Raw genomic sequence first — 20,951 nt, forward strand, 5'->3', positions numbered from 1 at the left:
AAACCATGTCACCACCACGTTCAACGGCGGACAATTGGCGCAGAAGATTGCGTCGAGTTGCTGCGGCTACCGTCGCAGTTGCGCTGGCGATTCCCGCGTGGGCGCAGGACCAAAAGCCCAACATCCTGGTGATCTGGGGCGACGATATCGGTCAATCCAATATCTCGGCCTACACAATGGGTTTGATGGGCTACCAGACACCCAATATCGACCGCGTCGCGAAAGAAGGAATGATCTTTACCGATTACTACGGGGAACAATCCTGTACGGCCGGTCGATCCTCGTACATCATGGGACAATCCGTGTTTCGGACCGGACTGTCCAAGGTGGGTTTGCCGGGCGCTGATCTTGGCATGCAGGTCGAAGATCCGACCATCCCTGGGCTGCTGAAGGATCACGGCTATGTCACCGGTCAATTCGGCAAAAACCACTTGGGCGACAAAGATGAACACCTTCCGACAAACCACGGTTTTGATGAGTTTTTCGGGAACCTGTACCACCTGAACGCCGAGGAAGAGCCTGAAAACGAAGACTATCCGGGCGACACGGTGCTTGCCGATGGTCGCACCTTCCGCGAAGCCTATGGCCCGCGCGGGGTGATCAAGTCAAAGGCCGACGGTACCATCGAGGACACCGGCCCGCTGACCAAAAAGCGCATGGAAACGGTGGATGATGAAACCGTTGCCGCAGCGATCGACTTCATCAAGCGCGCGCATGAGCAGGGTCAGCCCTTCTATGTCTGGTGGAACGGGACGCGCATGCACTTCCGGACCCACGTCAAGGATGAGATGCGCGCGCAAGCCAACGAAATCATTGGCGGAGTGGCTGACGAATACACCGCTGGCATGATCGAACACGACATGCACGTGGGTCAGTTGCTTGATCTGCTGGATGAGCTTGGCATCGCCGACAACACCATTGTGCACTATTCAACCGACAACGGCCCCCACATGAACACGTGGCCTGATGCGGCGGCGACGCCCTTCTGGGGTGAAAAGAACACCAACTGGGAAGGTGGATGGCGTGTGCCGTCGATGGTGCGTTGGCCTGGCAAGATCGAAGCCGGATCGGTGACCAATGAAATCGTTCACCACATGGACTGGCTGCCGACCTATCTGGCCGTTGCCGGTGATCCCGAAATCAAGGACAAGCTGAAGGCAGGATACAGTTCCTCTGGCATGGGCCGCGACTACAAGGTGCATCTGGATGGCTACAACATCCTGCCCCTGCTGACCGGAGAGGCCACAGAAAGCCCGCGCAAGGAAATCTTCTATTTCTCGGACGATGGCGACTTGACCGCGCTGCGCTTTGAGGACTGGAAACTGATCTTCCTTGAGCAGAAAGCCTGGGCAACGCTGCGTGCGTGGATGGAGCCTTGGACCGAGCTGCGCATTCCTTTGATCATCAACCTGCGCCGCGACCCATATGAACGCGCGTATCGGACATCCAACACCTACTATGATTGGTTGCTGGACCGTGCGTACTTCTTGGTGCCTGCGCAGCAGTATGTCGGAAACTTCCTTGCGACGTTCCAGGAATTCCCGCCTCGTCAGAAGGCGGCCAGCTTCAACCTGGATCAGGTGATGGAGAAACTGGCCACGCCGACAAGCAACTAAGGCCAGATCAAAACAAGCAAGGGGCCGCCATGCACTTGGCGGCCCTTCTCAGATGTTATTTGAGGTTAGGGAAATTCTTATGAAGGCCGCTCTTTTTACCACGTTCCTTTCAGTAACGGCGACGGCGCTGGTCGCGGACCCGTTACCCAGTTGGGATGATGGAGACTGCAAGTCCGGGATCGTCAATTTCGTCAGCGCGGTGACGGATCCGAACCACGCGGACTATGTAACACCAGCTGAGCGGATTGCGGTGTTCGACAATGACGGCACTCTCTGGGCCGAGCAGCCGGTCTATTTTCAGTTGATCTTTGCCATGGACCGGCTTGAAGAACTTGCAAAAACGGACCCATCTATCCTGAACACCCCAATACTGGAAGCAGCAGCCAAAGGTGATGTCCAGGCCATCGCCGAAGGGGGCCACGAGGCATTGATCGAGGTGATTAATGCCTCACACGCTGGTAGCAGCGTAGATGATTTTCAAGATGCGGTGGCTGACTGGCTACAAACAGCTCGCCACCCTGACACGGGCCTGCCTTACGACCAAATGACCTATCAGCCAATGGCTGAGCTGCTGCGATACCTTCGCGACGAAGGCTTTAGCACCTATATCGTGTCCGGCGGCGGCCTGCACTTCATGCGCGTTTTCGCCGAGGACGCATACGGTATTCCGCCCGAGCAAGTGCTTGGGACGTATGCTGACGCCACCTATGACTCCATCGACGGCACGCCCACAATTGTGAAGTCACCCGGAATTGCGTTCATCGACGATAAAGACGGAAAACCGATCAATATCGAACGAACAATAGGCCGACGTCCCATTTTTGCGGCCGGCAACTCGGATGGCGATTTCGCGATGTTGGAGTGGACGACTGCGGGGGACGGCCCTCGTCTTGGGGTGCTGATCCATCACACTGATGCTGAGCGCGAATGGGCCTATGATCGCGAAAGCCCGATTGGAAAACTTGTGGACGGGCTGGACAAAGGTCCCGACATGGGATGGATCATCGTCGATATGGCGAAGGATTGGAAACGCGTCTACACTGGTGCGAACTAGGTAGAACAGAGACTGATAACCCCATGTGGACACTGCTTGTTTCCGCGTTCATCTTTTTCCTCTACGTGACCGCCATTGTCTTTGCGATCCGGGCGGCTCAGACAGCGCGTACGCCGCAGGGCGCGGTTGGCTGGGTGGTCTTGTTGATCTCTGCTCCGGTGTTCGGCGTGCCGCTCTATCTGTTCCTTGGCCACCATCGGTTTCGCGGCTACCGCATCGCGCGCAAGCAAAGCGAAACCGTGGTCGAGGGCATCAAGACATTCGCTGACTTCTCAAAACCCGATCCCGAAACCATGAAAGTGAATCCAAAGCCGTTTGAGGCGCTGGCGCATTTGCCCGTGTCTCGCGGAAACGGGGCCGAGTTGCTGATCGACGGTCAGGCCACGTTCGACTCAATCTTTGAAGCAATCGACGCCGCACAGACCTATATCCTGATCCAATTCTACATCGTGCGCGATGATGCTTTGGGCCAGCAACTTCAAGCAAAGCTGATCGCGGCGGCCGAACGTGGTGTCAGTGTGCGCTTCATGACGGACGCGGTCGGCAGCTATGGCCTGCCAACAGCTTATCTGGACAGCCTGCGCGCTGCAGGGGTTGAGATCGCCAATCCACGCGACCGGCGCGGTCCGCAATACAGATTTCAGCTCAATTACCGAAATCACCGCAAAACGGTGATTATTGATGGGGAAACCGGCTTTATCGGCGGTCATAACGTGGGTGTCGAGTATCTGGGACAGGATCCGCATTTCGGCCATTGGCGGGACACTCACATCAAAATGTCCGGCCATATCGTCCGTCAGTTGCAGCTTATCTTCTGTGAAGACTGGCACTGGGCGCACGAGGAAGATTTGATCGACCGGCTAGATTGGGCCGGAACAGAAGCCGAGCAAAACATGAACGCCTTGCTGGTTGCCACCGGTCCCGGCGACGAGACCGAGACTGGCGCGATGATGTTTTTTGCAGCGATCGCAGCGGCGAAGGACAGAATCTGGATTGCATCGCCGTATTTTGTACCCGACATCGACATCATGACGGCACTGCAACATGCCGCCTTGCGCGGCGTAGATGTGCGGATACTGGTGCCAGACGTGATAGACCACCGCCTACCCTGGCTGGCGGCTTTTGCCTATTTTGACGAGATTCGTGAATGCGGTGCACGCGTCTTTCGCTATACCAACGGGTTCATGCACCAAAAGGCGTTTGTCGTGGACGACACCATTGCCGCTGTGGGTACAACAAACTTGGATAACCGCTCTTTCCGGTTGAACTTTGAGGCAATGGCCCTGTTCTTCGACGAACGTGCAGCACAGGCTGTGGACAATATGTTAAAGGCAGACTTCAAAGACTGTTACGAGCTAGAGCTCAATTTGCCCGAGCAACCCGCCTTTATCCGCTTTGGCTCACCGCTGGCGCGGCTATTTGCCCCAATCCTCTAGGACATCAATTCCTCTTTGAAGACTTGGGTCATCAGGGCAACCATAAAGGCGGTCGACAACCCAAAGGCCAGCAAACCCGTGACAGATGCAAACGCGCCGAAAATGCGCAGGTCCTCACCCAATACAATGTCGCCATATCCAAGCGTCGTGAAGGTCACCAATGAAAAATACAGGGCCGAGTTCCAGTCCGGCAGGGTTTCCCCTAGCACCCACACAATGGCCCAAATCCAAACCTGGAACGTGTGAATCGCAATGATGAACACAAGAGCCACACAAATTGGAGCCGCGATCGTGAAGAACCGTTTACTGTTTTCCAACTTCAAGGACATCACCCGGATCGTCTGAGTACACCAGGTCAGCAGAGCGAGCTCGATCAGGAAGCAGATGCCAAGGTAAACACTGCCCCAAAGTATCTGCTGCGCTAAGGTCATCAATTCGTTTCTCTCGTCATGGTCAGGGAAAGTCGCGCCAGAATGACGGTTTAGGCCAAAGGTCACAACCCCGAGTCGACTGCTGCGACGAATGGAAACGAATTCGCGTCCACACTGGACAGCAGCCCGCCAGGGCTCACATTGTTGCAAGTACGACCCGAGGCGTTCTCATGCTGTTGAAAATAGAAAATGTTCAGAAATCCTACCCCGGAGGACGCCCTGTCCTGCGCGGCGTCTCTCTTGAGCTGGACAAGGGGCAAACGCTTGCACTCACCGGTGAAAGCGGCAGTGGGAAAAGCACGCTACTGAACCTTGCCGCAGCGCTGGACAGCTTCGATGGCGGAGAGATCACGCTGGACGGAACTAATCTGTCCGGGCTGGATGATCCCGGTCGCGCCACGCTACGCCGGCAGAGCGTTTCTTTGGTGTTCCAGCAATTCAACCTGATACCGTCTTTAACCGTCGCGCAAAACTTGTCTTTTCATGCGCGTCTGGCTGGAAGATTGGACCAAGCATGGTCAACACATCTTGCGGACAGGCTGGGCTTGTCGGACTTGCTTGATCGCTACCCAGAGAACCTGTCAGGCGGCCAACAGCAGCGCGTAGCGATCGGGCGCGCCATGGCTGCGCAACCTCAATTGCTGCTTGCGGATGAACCGACCGGAAATCTGGATGAAACCGCCAGCGCGACCGTTCTGGACCTGATGCTGTCCCTCGTTGCTGAAACCGGGGCCGCGCTGCTGCTGGTCACTCATTCACTGGACATTGCCGCACGGCTGGATCGACAGGCGCATCTGTCCGGCGGGTATATCGCATGACTGCGGTGATCATTCAGGCGCTGCTGTCTCATTGGCGACGGCACCGCCTGCAACTTGCGACCCTGCTGATCGGGATTGCTCTGGCAACCGGCCTCTGGTCAGCGGTGCAGGCCATCAACGCCGAAGCCCGGGCAAGCTATCAACGCGCCAACGATCAGCTTGCGTTGGGACAGCACGATGAACTGAGGAATCCAACTGGTCCCATCGCGATCGACCGGTATGTGTCATTGAGGCGCGCCGGATGGCAAGTCGCGGCCGTGTTGGAAGACACCACACGCATCGCAGGCCGCAGCATCCGCGTCATGGGCGTTGACATGGTCGCCTATCCAGCGCTGCCTGCTGTCACGCGCATTGAGCAAAGCGCCACCCCACCGGACCCTGCTGACATACTGACAGCCCCCGGTCGGTTGCTGGCCTCACCCGAATTGGCGCGGGTTTTGGACAGCCAAACCGGACTGCCGCCGGTTCTGACAAGCCCTGACCTTCCCCCTGATCTGATCCTGACAGATATTGGCGTGGCCGAGGTATTGCTGGACAGGACAGGTCAAATCTCAAGGCTGATCATTTTGCCCGACCAACCACGGGCGCTTCCTGCAATCGCCTCGATTGCGCCAGAGCTAGAGCGGGTCGAGGCGGCCTCGCAGCTGGACACGGCGCAACTGACCGACAGTTTCCACCTGAACCTGTCGGCCTTTGGGCTGCTGTCCTTCGCGGTTGGCCTGTTCATCGTGCATGGAACGGTCGGGCTGGCCTTTGCACAGCGTCGCGGGATGATCCGAACTCTGCGCGCGCTTGGCGTTTCCATGCGGCGACTGGTCTGGGTGATCCTTCTGGAGCTATCTTTGCTGGCGCTGATCGGCGGGTTGGCGGGGTTGGTGCTTGGGTATTTTCTGGCAGGTGCTCTCTTGCCCGATGTCGCCGCGACGCTGCGCGGGTTGTATGGTGCCCCGGTGAGCGGTGAAATCGCGCTACAGCCGAAATGGGCATTGGCTGGATTGGCGATGGCTCTGGGCGGAACGCTACTGGCCAGTGGCCATGGTCTGATCCGTCTGTCCCGTATGCCCCTGCTGTCCGGTGCCGGAGTTCAAGCGTGGCGGGCAGCCGCCTTCAACGGGTTTGTCAATCCGCTCTTGGGCCTGTCGGCAATTCTCGTTGGCGTCATTGTGCAACTCATCATCGGTGGTTTGGTCGCCGGTTTTGCACTGGTTGCTGGCTTGCTGCTGGGTGCGGCGCTGCTTTTGCCGTCTTTGCTCTCGTTAGTGATCTCGGTTCTTCAACGCTTTGCCAAAGACCCCATAGCCCAGTGGATCTGGTCGGACATGCGCGCGCAATTGCCGGGCCTATCCCTAGCGTTAATGGCGCTATTGCTGGCGCTCGCAGCCAATATCGGGGTTGGAACGATGGTTTCCAGCTTTCGCCTGACCTTCACCGGCTGGCTGGATCAACGCCTGACGTCCGAGCTGTACCTGACGGCAAAAGACGATCAACAGGGACGCGAAATATCGGAATGGCTGGCACCGCAAGTGGACGCCATTCTGCCAATTCGCAGCGTGGAACTCGCGCATCCCAGCGGGCCACTTTTTCTGTACGGGGTCGTCGACGATCAGACGTACCGCCAACATTGGCCTCTGATCGCTTTGGGTGCGGATGTCTGGGATCGCGTAAACGCGGGCAAAGCGGTGCTGATCAATGAACAGCTCGCCCGCCGACAAGACCTATGGCCAGGAGACGATCTTACGTTCAACCGCGAATACACGTTGCCGGTTGCTGGCGTGTACTCTGATTACGGCAATCCTACGGGGCAAGCCATTGTCTCGATGACGCGGTTGGATCAAATCGCACCGGGGGCTGAGACGCGGCGTTTCGGAATACGCGTGCCCCCCGACAGGGCAACGAAACTTGCACAGGAATTGCGGGACAGGTTTGAGCTGCCAAGGCAGACTGTGGTCCAGCAGGCCGCGATGAAAGCACAGTCCATGGCCGTGTTTGAGAAAACCTTTGTGGTCACTTCTGCGCTCAACGTGCTGACGCTGGGTGTCGCCGGGTTCGCCATTCTGACCAGCCTACTGACCCTGTGGACCCAACGTCTGCCCCAGATTGCCCCCGTCTGGGCCTTGGGTCTGACCCGCGCCAGACTCGCGCAGTTTGAGTTGCTGCGCAGCGTGTTGCTGGCGGCGATGACTGCAATCATTGCGCTGCCCCTTGGCTTGGTTCTGGCCTGGACCCTCCTGGCCATCATTAATGTCGAGGCATTTGGCTGGCGTCTGCCTATGTACCTTTTTCCCGCAGACTGGGTTCGATTGTTCCTTCTGACCTTGCTGGCGGCTTTGGTTGCAGCGGCTTTACCCGCCTTGCGCCTATTGCGCCTGCCTCCGGCTGATTTGCTAAGGGTGTTTGCCAATGAGCGTTAAATCGTGGCTATTGATCCTTGTTCTGCTGCTTCCGTCGTTCGCGCGGGCCCAAGGATATGCAGGGCTGGGAGGATCGGCTGAAGGGTTCGACATTCCGCAGCCGGGATACCAATTCCAATTTCCGCAGGATCACGGCCCACATCCGTCCTTTCGCATAGAATGGTGGTACCTGACGGCAAATCTGACCGGAGAAGACGGGCGGCCCTACGGCATTCAATGGACGCTGTTTCGTTCTGCCCTCAAACCCCAAGAAACCGAGGGTTGGCAAAGCCCCCAGATATGGATGGGGCACGCAGCCATTACGACCCCGGATCATCACTACTTTGCCGAAAGACTGTCGCGCGGCAGCATCGGGCAGGCTGGTGTCACGGCGCAACCGTTCGAGGCTTGGATCGACGAATGGCACATGCGCGGCCCAGATATGGGCAACCTGTCCCTTTCCGCCAATGGAGGCAATTTCGGATATGACCTGAGCCTCAACGCTCGGGGCCCTTTGGTGTTTCACGGTGACCAAGGCTATTCGGTCAAATCGGCGGATGGACAAGCGAGCTACTATTACTCTCAGCCATTCTTCGCGGTCGAAGGCACGTTGCACCTGCCGGAACAGGATATCGCGGTCACCGGGGAAGGCTGGCTGGATCGCGAATGGTCATCGCAACCTCTGGCAGCAGATCAAAGCGGATGGGACTGGTTTTCGCTGAGTTTCGACGACGGCAATAAACTGATGGCGTTTCGCCTGCGAGGGGATCGTGGGGACTTTACCGCCGCGACCCTGATCTCGGCGGAGGGAGAGACAACCGCCCTGCCCGACGGTTCTGTCACATTCAGCCCGCTTGAGACGTCCTCGGTCGCGGGTCGTACGATCCCGACCCGCTGGCGTGTGAAGTTGCCTGACCGAAACCTCGATGTCGAAGTGTCCGCACTGACGCCCGAGTCTTGGATGGCGACAAGATTTGAGTATTGGGAAGGCCCGGTCACGATCTCGGGCAGCCACTCGGGGCGTGGATACCTTGAGATGACGGGATACTGACCCCTAGCGCACGACGTAGACCGAGACCGTCGAGTGCCGAACGACCCGCGCGGCGTTCGGCCCCAGCAAATAATCCTTCAGATCCGGTTTATGCGCGCCGATCACAATCAGATCGCTGCCCGCGCTCTCAGCCGTTTTTAGGATTTCCTGATACGCTGTTCCCGTTGCGACGACATGGCGGATTTTCTCGTTCCGCTCTTTGCCAACCGCTGCGACGCACATCTCGACCAGTTTGGAATGCGCTTCTTCCATCGCCTTGTCGTGAAAATCCGGTTGGAAAAACCCGGAAACCCAGCTTTCTCCGAAATCCGGAAGCACCGTTACCACATCCAGTTGCGCATTCTCCTGATCCGCCAGAGCCGCGGCTGTGTTCAAGACATTGGTATCCAGTTCGCCGTTGCTGATGTCGACGGCACAAAGCACCGAGTTCGTCATGCGGGCACCTCTTGTCTGGCGGCTCGGCCGCGTTGCAGGAATGCGATCAGACCCAGAAGGATCAAAGCAGGAATGTAGATCAGTTGCTTGGGAGGCTGACTGGACGGCAGATTGACCGAGGTCAGGCGCACTGCCTCGTCCCCGTAATAGTCGAACATATCCAGCTCATCCGCCACAGGCGTGCCAAACAGCGGCTCCTCTAACTTGATCAAGCCGTCCTCCTCGAACAGAAGCAAGCCCATGGCATCGACCCTTGCCTCGCCGCCCTCTTCGCTGCCGACCGAGACGACAACGGTTGTGTCTGTCATCTCAAGCGTGTCGAAATCCGGGCCACTGACGACCATGCGAACTTCGGTTCCGGGCGGGGTTTGCCCGATGGTTTCCACAAATGCCGCAGGCTCGACCGAAGTATAAGGCGGCGCGATGCGGTCCATGAAATAATCCGGTCTGAACAACGCAAAGGCCACAGCGATCAGGGCGATGCTTTCATAGATACGGCTGTGGGTCAGGAAATACCCCATTGTTCCTGCAGTGAAGACAAGGATCGCGATGGTCGCGAATATGGCGACGATTATCCCTTCAACCCAGGTCACGTCGATCAACAGCAAGTCGGTGTTGAAGATAAACACAAACGGCAGCGCAACGGTCCGCAGGCTGTAGAAGAACGCGGTGAAACCGGTCTTGATCGCATCGCCGCCAGATACGGCGGCGGCGGCGAAACTGGCCAGTCCCACGGGCGGTGTCACATCCGCCATGATGCCGAAGTAGAACACAAACAGATGCACGGCGATCAGCGGCACGATCAGCCCGCTCTGCGCGCCCAACTCAACGACAACCCCGGCCATTAGCGAGCTGACAACGATATAGTTCGCCGTGGTCGGCAAGCCCATGCCAAGGATCAGGCTTAGCAGACCGACCATCACCAGCATCAGGATCAGGTTACCGCCCGACAGGAACTCGACCAGATCGGCCATGACCTGCCCTACGCCGGTCAGCGTCACAGTGCCCACGATCACACCCGCGGTGGCCGTGGCCAGAGCGATCCCGATCATGTTGCGCGCGCCGTCGATCAGCCCCTGCCAAAAGTCGGCGACCCCATCGACGAATGAGTTGGAAAGATCGCTCTGCCCCCTGAAAATCGCCTTGAGCGGCTTTTGCGTCAGCAGAATGACAAACAGCAACGCGGTTGCCCAGAACGCTGACAGGCCAGGTGATTTCTGTTCGATCATCAAGAAGTAGACCAGCACAATGATCGGAAGAAGATAGTGCAGACCCGCCTTGTAAATGTCAGCAATGACCGGCAACGTCACCTCTTTGGCGTTCGGATCGTCTGGCTCAAGATCCGGCACTTGCGCGGCAAGGTACAGCAAACCAACATAGATCAAGCAGACAACGATGCTGAGGATAAGACCCGCCGCTGACGGTGACCAGCTTGTCACAGCCTCGACCGGGAATTGCGAGCCATAGCAGAGCCCGGCAAATATCAGGAAGAAAGACAGCATTCCGACGACGGTTCGGGCAAGATGCACGTCGCGGTCGCCCAGCGTGGGCATGTTCCGCTTCACGGCCTCAAGGTGAACGATATAGACCAGTGCGATGTAGGAAATCGCCGCAGGCAGGAAGGCGTGGGTGATCACCTCGACATAGGAAATTCCCACATATTCCACCATCAGGAAGGCGGCAGCTCCCATAACGGGCGGCATGATCTGACCGTTCACGGATGAGGCAACCTCGACCGAGCCCGCCTGTTCGCTGCTAAAGCCCACACGTTTCATCAGCGGAATGGTGAATGTGCCCGTAGTCACCACATTCGCAATCGACGAACCCGAGATCAAACCGGTCGCCGCCGAACCCACAACGGCTGCTTTGGCCGGTCCGCCGCGCAGGTGGCCCAATGCACCGAACGCCATCTTGATAAAGTAATTCCCCGCCCCAGCCTTATCCAGCAACGCTCCGAAAAGTACGAACAGGAACACGAATTTGGTGGAAACCCCTAGCGCAATGCCAAACACACCCTCGGACGTGATCCACATATGGCTCATTGCTTTTTTCAGGCTTGCACCCTTCCAGCGAATAACTTCGGGCACCCAATCGGATGAGCCGAAAAACACGTAGGCCAGAAAAATCGTCGCGATAATCGCCATCGCCGGACCAAGCGCGCGGCGAGCGGCCTCGAACAGAAGCAATAGCCCGACCAAAGCGACCCACTTGTCCGTGTCATCAGCAAGACCACCGGCATCGACAATCTTGTTATAAAAGAAATACCCATAAAGGGCGACGAATGCCCCCAGAACGCCCATAATCCAATCTTGAACCGGGATGTAGTCGCGCGGGCTGGACCTTAGGGCTGGATAAGCTGCGAATGCGAGGAACATCGCAAATGCCAGATGAAACTGGCGCGCATTGTTCACGACACTGCCCGGCAGGACATAGTTGGCCAGGGGCGAGGCCAGAACGACCTGAAAAATCGACCAGATCGCAGCGACAATAGCCAGAAATATCCCGACTTTACCGACCGGGTTTCGTCCACCTGCATCGGAAGATGCAACGAGGTCCTGCAGCTCTTCTTCTGACAATGGGCGATTGGATTGTGTGTCGGAACTCATGAAAATTCTCCCCGTCGCGGCCTTTTTCGGCCTTTTGTCGCGCCCGTTTGATACGGGTTTAGGTGGCAGGGCGCCCGAAGGCACCCCGCATCAGGTCTGGCTTACTGAATCCAGCCTTTTTCTTTGTAGTACTTCTCGGCACCCGGATGCAGAGGGGCCGACAGACCGTCTGCGATCATTTCTTCGGGCTTCAGGTTCGCAAATGCGGGGTGCAGCTTCTTGAAATCGTCAAAGTTTTCAAAGACCGAGCTGACAACCGCATAGACCGCGTCTTCCGACACGTCCGCCGCAGTCACGAAGGTTGCGCCGACGCCAAAGGTCGCCGTGTCACCGTCAGAACCGCGGTACATGCCACCGGGGATGGTCGCCGTACGATAGAACGAATTGTCGTTCACCAGCTTGTCAACGGCCTCACCGCTTACATTCACCAGAACCGAGTCGCAGGCCGTGGTTGCTTCTTGGATCGAACCAGAGGGATGCCCGACGGTGTAAACCATCGCGTCGATCTGATTGTCGCACAGCGCAGCGGACTGTTCGGCCGCCTTCAGTTCGGTCGCAAGCTCAAAATCATCGGTGCTCCAACCCATTTCTTCCAGAAGAACTTCCATAGTGCCGCGCTGACCGGACCCGGGGTTGCCGATATTGACGCGCTTGCCTTTCAGATCTTCAAAATTGGCGATGCCGGAATCAGCACGGGCCACAACCGTGAACGGCTCGGGGTGAACCGAGAAAACCGCGCGCAGGTTTTCAAACGGCCCGGCTTCCTCGAACTTCGAGCTGCCATTGTAAGCGTGGTACTGCCAATCGGACTGCGCGACACCGAACTCCAGCTCGCCTTCGCGAATGGTGTTGATGTTGTAAACCGAACCGCCAGTCGACTCGACCGAGCAGCGCACACCGTGCTCTTTACGGCCCTTGTTGACCAAACGGCAGATCGCACCGCCCGTCGGGTAGTAAACGCCGGTTACGCCACCGGTACCAATGGTGATGAATTCCTCTGCATAAGCGGCCGGAGCCATAAGTGCTGCGGTCACGACCGCGCCAAGGCTTAGCTTGCTGCTGTTTTTCATTTTTGAAAACTCCCAACTCTTATTGTGGATGAGAGATTGTTCAGCGGCCCCTTTTTCAAGAACCATACCGTCACGGCAAGCCGCCCTGTCTTGCAACAGGGTCAAGCATCTGAATTTTCTTAATCTCCCAACTTATTCGACGTTTCATTTAGACACTGTGCTTGTCAACCCCCGCGGACGAACTGGCACCCCGGATCAGCAAATGTGAGAGAATTTCCTGAAGTTTCCCCCTGCAACCGGGAAAATATCCCAACGCATTGGGGTTGAAGCCTCGGCAGAGCATCAAAACCGACTTGAGCACAGCGATAGAAAAACCGACGGTCGCACACCAATCCTTTATGTAGCGCCCGATATTGGCATAAGCTCTGGGAAACGGTGTGGAAAGGTATTTATCCGTGGACAGGAAATCCCCTAGCCCGCTTCTTGTGATCGCACTGGCCCTCAGCGCAGGCATCGCTGCGTGGGGTATTGCCGACCCTCAGGGGCTGGGTCGCCTTGCGTCCACGGCTGTCGCGACCCAATTCAATAGCCGCGGCTGGTTCATCATGCTTGAGGTCAGCGGCCTGCTGTTCGTATCGATTTACCTGGCGTTTTCGCGTTTCGGGGAAATTCGCCTGGGCCAAGGCGCAACCGAGCCCGAGTTTTCAACACCCGTTTGGATCGCAATGCTGTTCGCAGCCGGAATGGGCGTTGGACTTCTGTTTTACGGAACAGCCGAACCTTTGACCCATTTCGAGGTGCTGCGCCAATATAACAACGACCCCGAGGCCGCCAGCTATGCCATGTTCGTGACCTACCTGAACTGGGGTTTTCACGCTTGGGCAATTTACGGGATCGTCGCACTGGTTATTGCTTATTTTGCATATCGCAAGGGCCAAGCCCTGCTGTTAAGCGCGCCCTTGCGCGCAGCATTGGGAGAAGCCCGTTGGATCAAGGCGCTTGGTTGGCTTTTCGATCTGTTGTCAATCGTTGCGATCGCCGTCGGGCTGGCGGGTTCAATGGCGATGGGCGTTTTCCAGATACAAACGGGGCTGGCCGGGTTGATTGGCGTTGAAGAACCCGGCAAACTGACCATTCCGGTCTTCATCGCCTTGTGCATTGCATTCATCATACCGCTTAGAAAAGACCTTGGTGACGGCATGGCGCTGTTGTCGAATTCAGCGATGCTTATTGCGGTTGGCATGATGATCTATTTGTTGGTCATGGGTCCAACCTCATTCATTATGGACGATATTGTATCGGGCTTTGGCCGTTACCTTTTCGGAGTATTGCCAGCGGGGTTTTCCACGGCCGCGTTTTTTGATGAAACCATCGTTGACTGGTTTCATGGCTGGACTCTGAACTACATGATCTGGTGGCTGGCGTGGTCACCCTTTGTGGGCATTTTCATTGCTCGAATCTCACGCGGCAGAACCATCCGAGAGTTCCTGATCGGCGTCATCGTTGCCCCGACGCTATTTTCGATCCTGTGGTTCGGCATCTTTGGCGGCTTGGGCTTTTTTGACACGTTACGACAAGACGGGGCGCTGTCCTCCATAAACGCCGAAAACCTCGACGCGACGACATTCGCGTTGCTCGAAAAGTTTCCACTGGACGGCATCACTCGAACTGCGACGGTTCTGGCGGCATTTCTTTTCGTGGTAACAAGTGTGGTCAGCGCAGGCTTTACGCTTGCGATGATCGGAACCGGAGGAGACGAAAACCCCTCGCCCCGCATACGAACAGTTTGGGGGGCCATTCTTGGCGCGCTTGGGCTGGCGATGATTCTGGTTGGTGATATCTCTCTTGTGCGCTCAATCATCGCGCTGTCGGCCATCGCCTTCGTGTTCATCGTTCCAGTGCTGGTTGTTTGCCTGTTCAAATCTCTTGCACGCGAGGAGCGATCATGAGCGGCACCCTGATGGATACTGTACTGAATCTCAGCGTGTTCGCCTATGTTGGCTTTCTGGTCTGGCTGTTTTTGCGCCCAGACCCTTAGATAACTCGATGACCTACGACTTTCGCTTCAAATCGCGAGCGCCTGACTTTTCAATAGACCTGAGGTCGCTTCCGGACTAGCACTTGAAGATTAAGTATATTTTGGAGCCTTTTCAGATGAGCTACTGGTTAGCCTTGGTGCTTGCAATCTTCGGAAATATTGGCGCAAATTTCGCTTTCAAGAAATTTACGGTCGAGACAGACATTTCCCGCTCGTGGTCGTCCATTTTATCTGCGGTTCTGCACCCGATGCTATGGATCGGTCTGACCCTGGGAGTCATGCTGTTGATTAGCTATCTGTATGCTTTGCGCGGCATTCCATTGCGAACCGCATATACACTTGCGACAAGCCTCTCAATCGTGGGAATTTCAAGCGTCGGAATGATCTTTTTCGGGGAAGCCATAAGTATAAAGGCGGCTGTAGGAATTGCGTTTGTCATTCTTGGCGTCGGACTTTTGACAACCGGGTGACTTCAATTGGTTCACTTTCGCAAAAGCAATCCGTAACCAAGTTCACCGAACTCGACTTTTTCGCCTCTTTCCATCGCTTGATAAGGCAGTTTCGCGTAAACACTCGGAATATTTCCAGCTTGCTCAAGGGCCAAATCAGAGGGCGCAATAACGTCTGGGTAGATCATGACCTGATGACCACGCTCCATGGTTTCTGCCACGCGGCTCAGAATAACCTCGGTCTGAGTGTCTTTTACAAATATCGTATCAGCCGCACCAAAAAGACTTAGATATTTGAACAAGGGCCAATCCGCCCCAATGATGACCAAGTCCCTCTCACTCAGGCGGGTTATGGCGGGCTCGGCCAGGATGCGGTTATAGTCACGCTGAGCATTGGCAAACACACCGACGCCTGCAAACCAATTGTGAACGGCAAAAACAGCAACAATCATAACAAGCAACGACGTTCGCCCAGCCCTTTCCAAAGGGCCGGAAATACGGCTTCCCAACAACAAGAATACAGGGACGAGCGTGGGCAGCCACGCCTCGAAACCTTCCGGGTGCAATGCCAACGCCATCAGAGCCTGCACCGCCAAAAGAGAAATCGCACTCAACTCAGCGCTGGTCAGAGAACGCCTTTCCCCAGACTTTTGAATGCAAATGACAGACGTCACCAACAAAGCTATCGCTGCTGGGATCGTAAAGTAGAATAGGTGAACCCCCCAATATGGCGGGTCAGTGGCAACCAGTTCATGCACGAAATAATCTGCAAAATTGCTTTCGATGACGTGCCGCGTGGGTGGGAACGCAAATATCCAGTTCGCAGACAAAAGATTTTGAAGGAACGCCACCACCGATGCGGAAAGACTTACCATGTCGGGCAGTACGACAACTTTGCCGTCCGTATCCAAAACGGTGTGCAACGGATCTCTGAATTCCGAGGTTCTTGCCAGGCTAAGAAACCCCGCTGCAAGAAAAACCCCATAAATTATGCAGTACTGAAAGAAGTCTCTCAAAACCCGCCGGGACAGGAAAAATACGGGGATTGCCACCCCCGCCACGATACCCAATGGCTGATAAAAGAAAGACGCGACCGCGCCTGCAATCGCAGTGATCCATATCCGTCTTGACCGCGCCAGAGGATCCAACGCTTCCGTTGAAAACGCCAATGAAAGCAAAACAATGGCGAACAACATCGCGGAAGAATAAACCTCCAGCTCGGTAGCATATCGCCATGCGCCATAGCTGACCCCAAAAGTAGCAGCAGTAAGCCATGACGCCGGTGGTGGAACGTCGAAATGCCGCGACAACAACCGTTCAAGCAAGATCACGGATGCAGATGCACAAATCGCGTTCGCAATGCCAACAATTACAAACGGATCGGGATCGACTTGGAAAAGCGAAACTATCCGATAGAGCACCTGCATCGAGGACAACCACAGCAAGAGACGAACTGGGGCCTCAAACAGATCATGCTCGGAAACAACCTCAGCAAAGTAAAACGAGTCGATTGCTGTCGTATGATATTCTGGTGCCGTTACCAGGTACGCCGCCGTGAGAAAGCAAAAGACGCCGGTTCTCAGCAACCCCTGATATGACTGTGTATGCCGAGCCTCAATCATCGGGTCGCGCTAGTTTCTTGGGCAAAATCGACGGCATCAGCGTCTTCGACTGCAAAGTCCGGCTTCCGCAGAGGCAGCTCTGGTATATTCAGCGTCTTAGCGTGCCCAGCCATTGTGGTGACATCATACTCGTCGCTCAGCTTGCACAAGAAGCGCTTCATGCGGGCAAGCTTTTCGGCAGATGATTGGTTCATTCCGGGGAAAAACGCCAACTGCTGCACGTCGTCGCCTCCCATGAAGTCCAGCGGATGCAGTAACAGCGAAGGGGTTACGCCAGCTACATCGCAAACTCGCAAAGCAGATGTGTAGTATGCCGAGGCCAGCCCGTCCGACGCACCTGCGATCCAGTGCAGATAGCTGTAATGGATCGGTATGCGAGAGAACGGCATTGTCGAAACCGGGATTTCGACCATTCGCTCTCCGTTCAGATCCCACGCATAGGGGTTTAAGGGTCGAAAACCATCCTTCACCCCGCCAAAAAGTACTTTTCGCCTTTCCTTTTGATCTGATGACAAACGCGACTTTGCAAAATAATACGCCCGCGCCAAAGGTCCGACGATCGTGGGAAAGGTCGAGCAGTCATAGTCATATCCACGCTGCCTCAGCACGTCCAAAACGGTTTCCGACAAACTGTAGCCCGGACCCCGGAAACCCTTGGGTGCAACGCCCGTCGCAGAGTGAATGGCCTCTTCCGCGCGTTCAATTTCCTTGCTGATCTCCTCTGGGGAATAAAGGTGCAACCAAGGCTCATGGTTGAACGAGTGATTGGCGATCTCGTGGCCTACATCAGCGATGGATTTCAGGATCGGCTTGTTTTCCTTGATCACGGCATCCTGCCCAACAACGAAAACCGTCATGCTTATGGAAAGCTCGTCGAGCATGTCCAGAAACCGTGGCACGACGACGTCTAAATAGCCGGGAAAATCCTGCCACCCCGGATCACCATGGGTCTTCATGTAGGACCACAGGTTATCGAGGTCGAGAGACAGGCTTGCAAGTTTCTTTGTCATGCTGCTGGCCTCGCCTCAGTGGTTGTGCGACCCAGATCAAGTTTCGGCATAGCCTCGTCCAAGACGCCCAGAGTCGCATCGACGTTCAATGTTCCGTCAATGATCTGCGCGGAGTTCACAAAGTAAAGCCCGGGCACCGAAGTCACCGTTTGCGGAGCGTTTTCACGGTACCCAATGGTCGGCACGGCCATCACTTCGCGTACTCTGGATATTTTTATGTCCAGGATATCGGTGCTTGTAACGTCCGGGTGCACCTTCCTCAGAGCATCCATAAACTGCAGGGCGATCTTTTCATCGCTTTGGGTCCAATACGGATCATCCTGCGTTACATAGCGCGGTAAATAGACCAAGGTTTTACCGTCAAACGCGTCGGTTCCGGTCAAAGCAGACATTTCAACGATGCCTGTGAACGGCAGCGCTTCGTCTGTCAGGTAGGTCAGGTAATATCCGGCCAGCGGTCGATCAAGTACAACGGACGCGCAGATTATGCCTTGATACACAACCCCATCCAGACGGGCCTTTTCCTTGGCATCTAACCCCTCACACACTGCCAGATTTGCTTTTGTCGGAAGTGTCGAGACAACATTTTGATACACCTGCCTGCCGGACGGGGTTTCGATGCAAACCCCTGCGGCCGTTGAGTAAACCCGGCTTACAGGGGTGTTCGTTTGGATCTCAATTCCTCTTGCGACCAACTCATCTCGCAATGCGTTCAGGATACGGGCATAGCCCCCATTTTTCACAAACCCAAGCTGTTCGACCTTTTGAACGCCCTGCCGCGCAAGATACAAACGGCGTATGCTTGACCAAATAAACGCCGCCGATGCCCTTGATGCATTGTCGCCCAGCTTTGCCCTTAGAAGTGGCCGCCAGAGCTTTTCATATCCTGTTTTTCCGCACCAGCGCGTTAGCCAATCCTGAACGCTGACTTGTTCAAGAGGCTCGCCATCCCTGATCCGCCCGGCCGTCATCAAAAGATAGGCAACACGCAGTTTGGTCACCAAACCGATTGATCTGAGACGCAAGTAGTCGAGCGCCCCGTTCAACGGCATCAGCCGCCCCTCGCTGAAGAAACCCGTACGCGTGGACCTCCATTCAACGTCGCCCCCTAACCCGATGTCGTCGAGAAGGGCGAGGGTTCGCTTATCAAACGGCAAAATCACATGATAGAACTTGTCGTAGGTGATACCTCCGACCTGCTGAGCCATCGCCAGGCCGCCCAACTCTGGCGCGGCTTCGATCAAGGTCACGCGCTTGCCGGCTTTCTGCAACCGAAGCGCCAGCGCCTGACCCAGAATCCCTCCGCCAAGGACTGCCCACGTATCCGCTTGCACACCGCTCATGACACGCTTTCCAACTGGGAGGAGACGACCCCGTCTTGATAACTGTATTGCCGATTGCACTTTGGACAGGTCACCCTTCCCTGCCCCTCAAGGCTTCCACGAACCAACACTTGGCCGCATTTGCACACGGCGCCTTTCAGTATGGCCGGGTTGCCAAATACCAGATGGAATGCGCCGACGTCTTTGGTGACAACCGACCCCATTCCGATCATTGCGAACTTGCCAATCGTAATCCCGCCCGAGATTTTGCTGCCCGCTCCTATTGTGGCCCCATCCCCTACAAAGGTCGGAAGCGTGCTATCCTGCGGACCTGAATCCAAAAGCTCTGAGATGTCGGGGTCCGTGGCACGCGGAGTAATGTCGTTGGTAAAGATGGTCCCCGCAGAAATCATAACCCCATTGCCGATCTTGACGGCATTCGGAATGTAGACAAACGAGTTTATTTTGACGAAATCGCCGATTTCGACGCCATACGCGATATAGCTTTTGCCACCAATAATGCAGTTGCTGCCGATCTTGCTGGGGCCGCGCAGATGCACATTGTCCCACACCGACGTACCTGCACCGATTTCCACGCCATTCTCGACGATCGCCGTCGGATGAATTCTGGGCGTCACGACACCACACTCTTGGGCATGACCCTGTCGATGGTGGCAACGCCGTCAACGTCAACCCATCTGCCGCCTTCCGCTATCGACGTGTAACCGGCTGAAATCACGTCCACCGACGCCAGAATATCCCGCCCGGTGGCAAGGCTTTTGGTTGGCTCACCGCGAACCCCGGCCGCAAAGTCCAAGACCTGATTTGAGAACGCCTGCACCTTTCCGTAACCGGTGCCAAAGGTTTCCCATTGCCCGGTCAAAGGACGCCGAATGCGAGAGGATTTCCAACCAACTTCTATGACGCCTTCATCGCCATACAACGCCAAGTAATCCGAGCTGTCTTTGTGGATGCTCCAAGACGTTTCGATCTGGGCCAAAGCCCCGTTTGCCGTTCTCAGCGACATAAAGACGTGGTCTTCGACACTGATGTCCTGAAGGCTTGGACCCACCATGGCAGAGGCGGCGGCAATACCGCCCGTAAAGAAACGCACGATATCTACGCAATGGGTGCCGTTATCCACCAAGACACCACCGCCAGATATTTCAGGCTGCGCATTCCACCGGTCAGTCATGTCCACCACGCCCGTAAAGACGTTCTTGATCAGCTTGAGTTCACCAATCTCTCCCGCAGCCACCATTTCCCGCGCGATCTGGACGTCATCCACATAGCGGAACTTTGACGCCATCGAGATCAGAATGCCTTTCTCACCAGCCGCCGAAGCCATTCTGCGTGCACTTACACCGTTGATCGCAAAAGGCTTTTCACAGAGTACGGGCAAACCCGCCTCAATCAGATCCAAGACAACGGCTTCATGGGTTGCGGGCGGTGTCGACACGATCACCGCGTCACACAACCCGGACAACGCCAATTCGCGATGCGACGCAAACGCAGTAGCGCCGTGACCATCTGCCATCGATTTTGCGGCATCGAACATCGTATCTGCAACGGCTGTCAGGCAAACGCCTTCGGCCTGCTCCAATGCCTCGGAATATGCTTTTGCAATCGCGCCAGCCCCAACAATACCAAATCGTACCATCAG

At 56.0% G+C, this 20,951-nt stretch carries 17 protein-coding genes; 8 read left to right on the forward strand and 9 right to left on the reverse strand.

The window, feature by feature from the left end:
- Positions 1-5: 5 nt before the first annotated feature.
- The 3 genes from ACR0LH_RS01215 (at position 6) to cls (ending at position 4,106) form a co-directional block, all read left to right on the forward strand.
- Positions 6-1,616, forward strand: coding sequence for an arylsulfatase (locus ACR0LH_RS01215; protein WP_480719321.1), 1,611 nt, complete (start codon positions 6-8; stop codon positions 1,614-1,616).
- Positions 1,617-1,695: 79 nt separating this feature from the next.
- Positions 1,696-2,670, forward strand: coding sequence for an HAD family hydrolase (locus tag ACR0LH_RS01220; protein WP_480719322.1), 975 nt, complete (start codon positions 1,696-1,698; stop codon positions 2,668-2,670).
- A gap of 23 nt (positions 2,671-2,693) precedes the next feature.
- Positions 2,694-4,106: a cardiolipin synthase gene (gene cls, locus ACR0LH_RS01225; protein ID WP_480719323.1), complete on the forward strand. Its 1,413-nt coding sequence runs from the start codon at positions 2,694-2,696 to the stop codon at positions 4,104-4,106.
- Here the strand turns inward: cls and ACR0LH_RS01230 are convergent.
- Entirely contained in the window at positions 4,103-4,537 is a 435-nt protein-coding gene (locus tag ACR0LH_RS01230; RefSeq protein ID WP_170389241.1) for a potassium channel family protein, read from the reverse strand. The two genes, cls and ACR0LH_RS01230, sit on opposite strands and share 4 nt — an antisense overlap.
- A gap of 170 nt (positions 4,538-4,707) precedes the next feature.
- Between ACR0LH_RS01230 and ACR0LH_RS01235 the strand changes: the two genes are divergently transcribed.
- The 3 genes from ACR0LH_RS01235 to ACR0LH_RS01245 are packed head-to-tail and all read left to right on the forward strand — an operon-like array spanning position 4,708 to position 8,796.
- A complete protein-coding gene (locus ACR0LH_RS01235; RefSeq protein ID WP_480719324.1) occupies positions 4,708-5,355 on the forward strand; it encodes an ABC transporter ATP-binding protein in 648 nt (215 codons plus the stop codon).
- The gene (locus tag ACR0LH_RS01240; protein WP_480719325.1) at positions 5,352-7,766 is read left to right on the forward strand and encodes an ABC transporter permease; all 2,415 of its coding nucleotides are present in this window, start codon (positions 5,352-5,354) and stop codon (positions 7,764-7,766) included. Before ACR0LH_RS01235 ends, ACR0LH_RS01240 begins: the two co-directional genes overlap by 4 nt.
- A complete protein-coding gene (locus ACR0LH_RS01245; RefSeq protein WP_480719326.1) occupies positions 7,756-8,796 on the forward strand; it encodes a lipocalin-like domain-containing protein in 1,041 nt (346 codons plus the stop codon). Before ACR0LH_RS01240 ends, ACR0LH_RS01245 begins: the two co-directional genes overlap by 11 nt.
- Positions 8,797-8,799: 3 nt before the next feature.
- Here the strand turns inward: ACR0LH_RS01245 and ACR0LH_RS01250 are convergent, their stop codons facing one another.
- The 3 genes from ACR0LH_RS01250 to ACR0LH_RS01260 form a co-directional block, all read right to left on the reverse strand.
- The gene (locus tag ACR0LH_RS01250; protein ID WP_170566856.1) at positions 8,800-9,231 is read right to left on the reverse strand and encodes a universal stress protein; all 432 of its coding nucleotides are present in this window, start codon (positions 9,229-9,231) and stop codon (positions 8,800-8,802) included.
- Positions 9,228-11,837, reverse strand: coding sequence for a TRAP transporter permease (locus tag ACR0LH_RS01255; protein WP_170647922.1), 2,610 nt, complete (start codon positions 11,835-11,837; stop codon positions 9,228-9,230). Before ACR0LH_RS01255 ends, ACR0LH_RS01250 begins: the two co-directional genes overlap by 4 nt.
- Before the next feature lie 101 nt (positions 11,838-11,938).
- On the reverse strand, positions 11,939-12,907 hold the full coding sequence (locus tag ACR0LH_RS01260) for a TAXI family TRAP transporter solute-binding subunit (RefSeq protein WP_170413201.1): 969 nt from the start codon (positions 12,905-12,907) through the stop codon (positions 11,939-11,941).
- 395 nt (positions 12,908-13,302) lie between these two features.
- On the opposite strand from ACR0LH_RS01260, the gene ACR0LH_RS01265 reads away from it, so the two are divergent.
- Positions 13,303-14,796: a BCCT family transporter gene (locus ACR0LH_RS01265; protein ID WP_480719327.1), complete on the forward strand. Its 1,494-nt coding sequence runs from the start codon at positions 13,303-13,305 to the stop codon at positions 14,794-14,796.
- A 205-nt stretch (positions 14,797-15,001) separates the two neighbouring features.
- Positions 15,002-15,355 carry an SMR family transporter gene (locus tag ACR0LH_RS01270; protein WP_170697682.1) on the forward strand — a complete coding sequence of 118 codons (354 nt, stop codon included), beginning with the start codon at positions 15,002-15,004 and terminating at the stop codon, positions 15,353-15,355.
- A gap of 11 nt (positions 15,356-15,366) precedes the next feature.
- Here ACR0LH_RS01270 and ACR0LH_RS01275 read toward each other — a convergent pair whose 3' ends face one another.
- Genes ACR0LH_RS01275 through ACR0LH_RS01295 form a run of 5 tightly spaced genes read right to left on the reverse strand, consistent with a single transcriptional unit; the run spans position 15,367 to position 20,948 of the window.
- Complete coding sequence (locus ACR0LH_RS01275) at positions 15,367-16,956, reverse strand: hypothetical protein (RefSeq protein WP_480719328.1); 1,590 nt, start codon at positions 16,954-16,956, stop codon at positions 15,367-15,369.
- On the reverse strand, positions 16,953-17,966 hold the full coding sequence (locus tag ACR0LH_RS01280) for a polysaccharide deacetylase family protein (RefSeq protein WP_480719329.1): 1,014 nt from the start codon (positions 17,964-17,966) through the stop codon (positions 16,953-16,955). The genes ACR0LH_RS01275 and ACR0LH_RS01280 overlap by 4 nt, the downstream gene beginning before the upstream one ends.
- Positions 17,963-19,309 (reverse strand): FAD-dependent oxidoreductase, encoded by a 1,347-nt coding sequence (locus ACR0LH_RS01285; protein WP_480719330.1) that lies wholly within the window; start codon positions 19,307-19,309, stop codon positions 17,963-17,965. Before ACR0LH_RS01285 ends, ACR0LH_RS01280 begins: the two co-directional genes overlap by 4 nt.
- Complete coding sequence (locus tag ACR0LH_RS01290; protein WP_480719331.1) at positions 19,306-19,926, reverse strand: acyltransferase; 621 nt, start codon at positions 19,924-19,926, stop codon at positions 19,306-19,308. Before ACR0LH_RS01290 ends, ACR0LH_RS01285 begins: the two co-directional genes overlap by 4 nt.
- Positions 19,923-20,948: a Gfo/Idh/MocA family protein gene (locus ACR0LH_RS01295; protein WP_480719332.1), complete on the reverse strand. Its 1,026-nt coding sequence runs from the start codon at positions 20,946-20,948 to the stop codon at positions 19,923-19,925. The genes ACR0LH_RS01290 and ACR0LH_RS01295 overlap by 4 nt, the downstream gene beginning before the upstream one ends.
- Between the last annotated feature and the right edge of the window lie 3 nt (positions 20,949-20,951).

Source organism: Ruegeria sp. CL6, from assembly GCF_056536465.1.

What these genes read in the sequence shown, in the direction of transcription:
- ACR0LH_RS01215 (WP_480719321.1), top strand. Translation starts at nt 6, where the DNA reads ATGTCACCACCACGTTCAACGGCGGACAATTGGCGCAGAAGATTGCGT.
- ACR0LH_RS01220 (WP_480719322.1), top strand. Translation starts at nt 1,696, where the DNA reads ATGAAGGCCGCTCTTTTTACCACGTTCCTTTCAGTAACGGCGACGGCG.
- cls (WP_480719323.1), top strand. Translation starts at nt 2,694, where the DNA reads ATGTGGACACTGCTTGTTTCCGCGTTCATCTTTTTCCTCTACGTGACC.
- ACR0LH_RS01230 (WP_170389241.1), bottom strand. Translation starts at nt 4,537, where the DNA reads ATGACCTTAGCGCAGCAGATACTTTGGGGCAGTGTTTACCTTGGCATC.
- ACR0LH_RS01235 (WP_480719324.1), top strand. Translation starts at nt 4,708, where the DNA reads ATGCTGTTGAAAATAGAAAATGTTCAGAAATCCTACCCCGGAGGACGC.
- ACR0LH_RS01240 (WP_480719325.1), top strand. Translation starts at nt 5,352, where the DNA reads ATGACTGCGGTGATCATTCAGGCGCTGCTGTCTCATTGGCGACGGCAC.
- ACR0LH_RS01245 (WP_480719326.1), top strand. Translation starts at nt 7,756, where the DNA reads ATGAGCGTTAAATCGTGGCTATTGATCCTTGTTCTGCTGCTTCCGTCG.
- ACR0LH_RS01250 (WP_170566856.1), bottom strand. Translation starts at nt 9,231, where the DNA reads ATGACGAACTCGGTGCTTTGTGCCGTCGACATCAGCAACGGCGAACTG.
- ACR0LH_RS01255 (WP_170647922.1), bottom strand. Translation starts at nt 11,837, where the DNA reads ATGAGTTCCGACACACAATCCAATCGCCCATTGTCAGAAGAAGAGCTG.
- ACR0LH_RS01260 (WP_170413201.1), bottom strand. Translation starts at nt 12,907, where the DNA reads ATGAAAAACAGCAGCAAGCTAAGCCTTGGCGCGGTCGTGACCGCAGCA.
- ACR0LH_RS01270 (WP_170697682.1), top strand. Translation starts at nt 15,002, where the DNA reads ATGAGCTACTGGTTAGCCTTGGTGCTTGCAATCTTCGGAAATATTGGC.
- ACR0LH_RS01275 (WP_480719328.1), bottom strand. Translation starts at nt 16,956, where the DNA reads ATGATTGAGGCTCGGCATACACAGTCATATCAGGGGTTGCTGAGAACC.
- ACR0LH_RS01280 (WP_480719329.1), bottom strand. Translation starts at nt 17,966, where the DNA reads ATGACAAAGAAACTTGCAAGCCTGTCTCTCGACCTCGATAACCTGTGG.
- ACR0LH_RS01285 (WP_480719330.1), bottom strand. Translation starts at nt 19,309, where the DNA reads ATGAGCGGTGTGCAAGCGGATACGTGGGCAGTCCTTGGCGGAGGGATT.
- ACR0LH_RS01295 (WP_480719332.1), bottom strand. Translation starts at nt 20,948, where the DNA reads ATGGTACGATTTGGTATTGTTGGGGCTGGCGCGATTGCAAAAGCATAT.